Below are 4,785 nucleotides of genomic sequence, written 5' to 3'. Positions count from 1 at the left end.
GTCACGCCGGTGGCGGCCCGTACGCCGCGTCCAGGGCGCGGCCCACGCGCCGCCGTACCGGGTCGTCGGCGAACGCGGCGGCCAGCGCGTCGCGGTTCACCGCGTGGAAATCGGCGAGCGTCCAGCCGAAGAGGTCGCGCAGCCGTTCGTACTCCTGGGTCAGCCGCACGTTCGTCACCCCGCGGGTGTCGGTGCTGATGCCGAGACGCACCCCGGCGCGGCGCAGCCGGTCGACGGGGTGCCGCTCGGGGGCGGGCACGACCGCCGTCTGCAGGTTGCTCGCCGGGCAGACCTCCAGGTGGACGCCGTCGTTCCGCAGCCGGTCGAGGAGTGCCGGGTCCTCGACGGAGCGCACTCCGTGCCCGATGCGGCGGGTGCCCGTCCGGTCGAGGGCCTCCCGCACGCTCTCCGGGCCGCCGGCCTCGCCGGCGTGGACGGTCACCCCGAGGCCGGCCTCCCGTACGAGGTCGAAGGCGGGCAGGTGCGGGTCGAGAGGATGGGCGATCTCGTCGCCGGCGATGTCCAGCGCCACGACCGGGCCGGTACGGGAGTGCCGTTCGACCAGGCGGGCGGTGGCCAGGCTCTGGGCCGCGTCGTGGTCGCGCAGGGTGCACAGGATCAGTCCGGCGTCGATCCCGGTGGCCTCACTCTGACGCGTGGTCTCCTCGGCGACGCACCGGACGACGCGGTCCGCCGACAGCCCCTCCCGCAGATGCACGAGAGGCGCGAACCGGAGCTCGGCGTAGACCACGCCGTCGGCCGCCATCTGCGCGAACACGTCCTCGACGGCGATCCGCAGCGCCCGTTCGGTCTGCAGCATCGCCCGGTAGTTCAGCGTGTACGTCAGGAACTCGGTGAGGGAGGCGCACCGGCTCGGCCCGGCGAAGAGCGCCTCGTAGCGCTCGCGTGAGACGCCGGGGTCGATGCGCCGTACGGCGTCATGGCTCAGGCAGCAGTCGAGGTGGCTGTGCAGCTCGATCTTGGGCAGCGCGGTCAGGTCCGCGGACTCCTCGGCGATCACGCGTGCCACAGTAGTCATACGTAGTACTACGCGCGATCCGTTTTCCGCCGCCGAAGCGCCGGGCCCGCCGGGGTGCTCAGGGGTCGAACACGCTGAGCCTCTGGATGATCCTGCAGTGGCGAACCCTGCCCTTGCATATGGCCGCCGGGGTGACGGTGGTGCCGCCGACGTTCACGTTCCTGATGTGCTGGATGTCGGAGCTGTTGCTGGGGCTGTTGATGATGAACGAGTTGTGGTTGGCCCGCCCGTTGCCGAAGCGCGAGCCGGGCCAGCCGCCGCCCGCCGGCAGGGCGCGAGGCCCGAGGAGCGCCGCGCCCGCGCTCCCGGCCATGAGCGGGCCGCAGAGTCCGGCGACCGCGACGGAAAGACAGACCTGAAGCGGCAGACGCGTTCCCCTGACCATGGCTAGACGCATACCCGGCGCTCCGGGGAATCATGGCGCTCCAGGTCACCTTGTCGGTGCCGATGGCGGGGACTTTACACTCCGGCCGCCCCGGGAAGAGGCGGCCCGTCCTGCTGCCGAACACGATCGCGATCGACGGCGCCGAGACCGGCGGCACGGCGAGCCGGGCCCGGTGTGAGCGCGCGGGCCGTCAGCACCCGGGCGGGGCCGGGGGGCGAAGGCGGCTCAGCTCGGGATCTCGGGCCAGGGTCACCGCCAGGTCGCGGAACGCCTGGATCTCCGGCCGGGGATCGTCCCTCCGGCTGACCAGAGCGCTCGCCTCCCACGGTGCGTCGACGACCGGGATGGCGCACGTGCCCGGCGCGCGGTAGTAGCGACCGAGAGAGTGCAGCGTGCCCGCGACGCCCCACCCCGCCGCGACGCTGGTCATCAGGTCCTGCGCGGAGGTCGCCAGGCCGACGCCCCAGCGGACGTCCATGCCGTTGCGGGCCTTCGCGAAGCTTCCGTAGTCCGACAGCAGCCGGGGCGTGGCCTCGGGGAGCCGGACGTAGGGCAGGTCGAGGACGTCGTCGAGCCGGACGCCCTCCGCGCCGGCGAACTCGCCGGCCGCCAGGGTGAGGAGGATGCGCGGCTCGAGGGTGAGGGTGTCGGTGACCACGCGTTCGTCCTCGGGAGCCGGTCGTACGAAGGCGACGTCGACCCGGTGTTCGACGACGGCCGACAGGAAGTCGGTGAAGCCGAGGCCCTCGACCGTGAGGTGGGTGCGCGGCTGCGCGTGAACGAAGGCGCGCAGGATGGCGGGGGTCAGCTCCGCGGCGCCGGGGGCCATCACCCCCACGCGGATCACGGTCTCGCGGGTGCCGCGCAGGTCCTTCACGGCGGTCGACGCCGCGTTCGCGGCGGTGACCATGGCCTGGGCATGGGGCAGGAACCGCAGGCCCGCCGGGGTCAGCGACACCGGCGAGCGGTGCAGGAGCGGCGTTCCCAGCTCGCGCTCCAGCTGGCGGACATGTCCCGTCACCGCGGGCGGGGACAGGAACAACCTGCTCGCCGCACGCGCGAACTGCCCTTCCTCGACCACTGCGAGAAAGGACTCGACATGCCGAAGCTGCATACCGCCACGCTATGTTATCGACGCAGGTCAACCCCAGGCTGGCTAGCGGCGGCCGCGGAAGGTGCGTCGCAGGTCGTCCACCCACTGGTCGGGGATCTCCCACGGGATGAAGTGCCCGCCCTGGTCGTGTGCGGTCAGGTTGACGTGGTTGTACCAGGCCGCGCGATCACCGTCGAGGAAGTGCCGGACCCGCTCGCCGGTGGTGACGCCCGGCGGATTCTCATACCCGACGAACGTGATGCCGGTCGGCGCCTCGACGACCGGCCACCGGTCGTGGGACGGGGTCCACGGGTACCGGTTGTTGTTGGCGTAGGTGCGGACGGAGGTGCCGATGGCGTTGTTCAGCCAGAAGATCATCGCGTGGGTGAGCAGGTCGTCCTTGGCGAAGACGCGTTCGATGTCGCCGCCGTTGTCGCTCCAGTTCACCCAGCGTTCGAGGATCCACGCGAGCATCCCGGCGGGCGAGTCCGACAGCCCGTACGCGAGCGTGCTCGGGGCGAGCACGTGCGCGGCGAGATGGCCGGCGAACCGCCTCTCCACCGCGACGACCTGGGCGTGGACGTCGGCGGGCAGGCCTTCGGGGATGGGCCGGCCGCCGCTGAGGTCCCAGCCGCGATCGCCGTTGAACAGGGTGAGCTTCAGCCCGGAGCCGATGTGGACGCCGTACAGCTCGCCGGCGTACTTGTGCCCGAGCTGCCCGGTGACCAGGGCGCCGACGTCACAGCCGCCGGCGGCGTACCGGTCGTGGCCGAGCACCCGCGTCATGAGGACGTGCCACAGGTCGGCGACCTTCCAGAAGTTCATGTCGGGGTGGTCCGGCAGCGGAGTGGAGAACCCGAACCCGGGGAACGAGGGGACGATCACGTCGAACGCCTCGGCGGGGTCTCCGCCGTACGCGCCGGGGTCGGCGAGCGGGTCGACGACCTTCGACCAGTGCCAGAACGTCCACGGCCAGCCGTGCGTGAGGATCAGGGGTGTCGGGTCGGGCCCGGCCCCGGGCCGCCGCATGAAGTGCACCGGCACGCCCTCCACCTCGACGCGGTAGTGCTCGTAGGCGTTGATCGCGGCCTCGGCCGCACGCCAGTCGTACTCGGTGCGCCAGTAGTCGAGCAGCTCGCGCAGGTAGGCGCGGTTGACGCCGTAGTACCAGTCGTCGTTGCCCGCGTCGACCGGCAGGCGCGTCGACTCCAGGCGCCGCCGGAGGTCGTCGAGCACGTCGTCGGGCACGTGGATCGGCGTCGGCTTCAGCGGGAACGGCCGGCCGCCATCGGGCGGCGGGGGCGTCTCGCGAGGATCGGCCGTCTCTGTCATGATTCCTCCCCGTGGTCGGATGCCGTGCCGTCCTGTCGCCCGTGGAGGTCGACCAGCCGCGCGAGGGCGGGCAGAGCCGCCGCGACGGCCGTCCGGTCCGCCGGCGCGAGCCGGCCGGCGAGCTCGGCCAGGCGGGTCATGCGCTCGGCCCGCCGCCCGTCCACGACCGCCGCGCCCGCCGCGGTGACGTGCACGAGAACCGCCCGCCCGTCTGAGGGGTCCGGCCGGCGCTCGACCAGGCCGTCGCGCTCCAGCCGGGTCACGATCTGCGTGATCGCCGACTGGGTGACCTGTTCGCTGGCGGTCAGCTCGCCGAGCCGCTTCGGGCCCCGGCCGGCGAGCGTGTGCAGCACCGACAGGGTCGTGAAGCTCAGCCGCTCCGCCGACGGCAGGCGGATCGCCATCCGCGTGAAGTTCTCCATCACGGCGGTCAGCTCGGCGACGTCCAGCTCGGGCTCGGATGTGGGCACGGCACAGGTATATCAGGAACTTATATAAGTTTCTAATCTTTATCCGGCGGCCTGGACATCGCCCCGCGTGCCCGGTCGAATGTCGATGTGAAGACTTTCTCCCGCCTGCTCGTCGCCCTGCTCACCCTGCTCCCGCTGTCCGGCGTGCCGACGCCGTCCTCCGCGGCGGAGCCGGCCACGGCGTACGTCGACGTCGCGGTCGCCACCGCGTGGGTGCGGCCGGGACTCGACCGGCCGGTCGACGCGCCGGCCGTGGCGAACCCGGCCGACATACGGAAGTGGACCGCGGACATGACGCTGGCGGTGCGCGCCGCCCTCGGCGGCCGGCTGCACACCCAGGCGCTCTACGGCACGCCCGTGCGGATTCTGGAACGGCAGGGCGACTGGGTGCACGTCGCCGTCACCGGCCAGCCGACGCCCCGCGACCCGCTCTGTTACCCGGGCTGGGTGCCCGCGCGCCAGCTCA

At 72.4% G+C, this 4,785-nt stretch carries 5 protein-coding genes and 1 pseudogene; 1 reads left to right on the top strand and 5 read right to left on the bottom strand.

Annotated features, from left to right (window positions below):
• Window position 1 precedes the first annotated feature (1 nt).
• From add to ACFFNX_RS42560, 5 genes are all read right to left on the bottom strand, one after another.
• On the bottom strand, window positions 2-1,021 hold the full coding sequence (add, locus tag ACFFNX_RS42580) for an adenosine deaminase (protein ID WP_378211938.1): 1,020 nt from the start codon (window positions 1,019-1,021) through the stop codon (window positions 2-4).
• Between the two features lie 76 nt (window positions 1,022-1,097).
• Window positions 1,098-1,424: a hypothetical protein gene (locus ACFFNX_RS42575; protein WP_378211937.1), complete on the bottom strand. Its 327-nt coding sequence runs from the start codon at window positions 1,422-1,424 to the stop codon at window positions 1,098-1,100.
• A 190-nt stretch (window positions 1,425-1,614) separates the two neighbouring features.
• Entirely contained in the window at window positions 1,615-2,538 is a 924-nt protein-coding gene (locus tag ACFFNX_RS42570) for a LysR family transcriptional regulator (protein WP_378211936.1), read from the bottom strand.
• Between the two features lie 42 nt (window positions 2,539-2,580).
• The gene (locus ACFFNX_RS42565; protein ID WP_378211935.1) at window positions 2,581-3,849 is read right to left on the bottom strand and encodes an epoxide hydrolase family protein; all 1,269 of its coding nucleotides are present in this window, start codon (window positions 3,847-3,849) and stop codon (window positions 2,581-2,583) included.
• Window positions 3,846-4,319, bottom strand: coding sequence for a MarR family winged helix-turn-helix transcriptional regulator (locus ACFFNX_RS42560; protein WP_378211934.1), 474 nt, complete (start codon window positions 4,317-4,319; stop codon window positions 3,846-3,848). The genes ACFFNX_RS42565 and ACFFNX_RS42560 overlap by 4 nt, the downstream gene beginning before the upstream one ends.
• Before the next feature lie 87 nt (window positions 4,320-4,406).
• On the opposite strand from ACFFNX_RS42560, the pseudogene ACFFNX_RS42555 reads away from it, so the two are divergent.
• Window positions 4,407-4,785, top strand: a pseudogene (locus ACFFNX_RS42555) (C40 family peptidase); the annotation flags it as partial.

The sequence above is a fragment of the Actinoallomurus acaciae genome, assembly GCF_042429965.1.
Lineage (GTDB): Bacteria > Actinomycetota > Actinomycetes > Streptosporangiales > Streptosporangiaceae > Actinoallomurus > Actinoallomurus acaciae.
This window is presented reverse-complemented; position numbering and strand designations above follow the sequence as displayed.

What these genes read in the sequence shown, in the direction of transcription:
- ACFFNX_RS42570 (WP_378211936.1), bottom strand. Translation starts at nt 2,538, where the DNA reads ATGCAGCTTCGGCATGTCGAGTCCTTTCTCGCAGTGGTCGAGGAAGGG.
- ACFFNX_RS42575 (WP_378211937.1), bottom strand. Translation starts at nt 1,424, where the DNA reads ATGGTCAGGGGAACGCGTCTGCCGCTTCAGGTCTGTCTTTCCGTCGCG.
- ACFFNX_RS42565 (WP_378211935.1), bottom strand. Translation starts at nt 3,849, where the DNA reads ATGACAGAGACGGCCGATCCTCGCGAGACGCCCCCGCCGCCCGATGGC.